Source organism: Micromonospora sp. NPDC047134 (assembly GCF_040643455.1).
Lineage (GTDB): Bacteria > Actinomycetota > Actinomycetes > Mycobacteriales > Micromonosporaceae > Micromonospora.
The window spans coordinates 1-1,389 of record NZ_JBEYUI010000060.1; the positions used below are offsets into that span (position 1 = coordinate 1).

Consider the following 1,389-nt stretch of genomic DNA (forward strand, 5'->3'; position numbering starts at 1 on the left):
CAGGGCTGTTGCGTAGTCGGTTGCGGGTTGGCTGAGCTGGGTTCTTTTGGAGGAGGGCAGGCTCGGGGGTCCATGTAGGACGGGTGCGGCCCGTTGGTGATCATGGTGTTTGCGAAGACAACCGTGACCCAGGACAGGACCGCACCCGTTGATGTCATCATCACTGACCGAGATCGTGCTGCCGCAGCGACCCCCGGACATGCCGTGCCCCACTACGTTCACCGACGGTGATCGCCTGAGTCTGTTCGTCGCGTTGGCGGCCGTGGACGACCCGCGGGATCCCCGGGGCCGGCGGTATCCGCTGGTCAGCATCCTGGCGGCAGCGGTGTGCGCGGTGATAGCCGGGGCGTGCACGTTCGCCGCGGTCTGCGACTGGGTGCGATTCCAGGACCGCACGGTGTGGCAGCGGCTCGGGTTCACCGGCCGGATACCCGCCGCGACCACGGTGTGGCGGCTGCTGATCCGTATCGACGCCGCAGTGTTGTCGCAGGTCCTGGCCCACTGGTTGCGCGGCCGGGCGACACCGGTCCTGGCCGCCGGACGATGGTGGCGCCTCGTTATCGCCGTTGACGGGAAGGTCGTCCGTGGTGCCCGGCTGGACGACGGGCGGCAGGTCCACCTGCTCTCGGCCTATGACATCAGCACCGGAATCGTGCTCGCCCAGGTCCAGATCGCAGCGAAATCGAATGAGATTCCCGCCTTCACCCCACTGCTGCACCGGGTCAAGGCCGTGCTGGGGTCCCTCGACGGTGTCCTGGTCGTCGCGGACGCGTTGCACGCACAGACCGGGCACGCCGACCTGCTGGCCGCGGACAGCGCGCATCTGATGGTCACGGCCAAGGCCAACCAGCCGACGTTGTTCACCCAGCTCAAGGCCCTGCCCTGGGCGAAAGTCCCGATCGGGGCGCAGACCCGCGAGACCGGTCACGGCCGCAAGGAAACCCGCACGGTCAAGGCACTCACCGTCGCGACCCCTGGCGGGCTCGGATTCCCCCACGCCGAACAGGCCGTCCGGATCACCCGCACCCGCACGATCAAGGGCAAGACCAGCCGCGAGACGGTGTATCTGACGACCTCGCTGCCCGCCGGCCAGGCCCGGCCCGCCGATCTGGGCACGTGGGCGCGTTCGGAATGGCACATCGAGAACCGCCTGCACTACGTACGAGACGTCACGCTACGTGAAGACGCGCATCAAGCCCGGACCGGAAACGGCCCCGCCGTGTTCGCCACTCTCCGTAACACCTCGATTGGCTACCACCGCACCAACGGCGCCACCAACATCGCCGAAGCCACCCGAGAAGCCAACCACCGACCCCACGACCTCATCAGCGCCGTGACCACCGGAAAACCGACCGTGACCAGCAGTAACTCTACTTTGCAATAGCCCTG

Annotated in this window: 1 protein-coding gene; it reads left to right on the forward strand. The window is 67.5% G+C overall.

Annotation, left to right across the window (positions count from 1 at the left end; translation table 11 throughout):
* Positions 1–199: 199 nt before the first annotated feature.
* On the forward strand, positions 200–1,384 hold the full coding sequence (locus tag ABZ795_RS28735; protein WP_357532640.1) for an ISAs1 family transposase: 1,185 nt from the start codon (positions 200–202) through the stop codon (positions 1,382–1,384).
* Positions 1,385–1,389 lie beyond the last annotated feature (5 nt).

Bases quoted from the DNA above. Each gene is read 5' to 3' on its own strand.
- ABZ795_RS28735 (WP_357532640.1), top strand. From the start codon at position 200: ATGCCGTGCCCCACTACGTTCACCGACGGTGATCGCCTGAGTCTGTTC.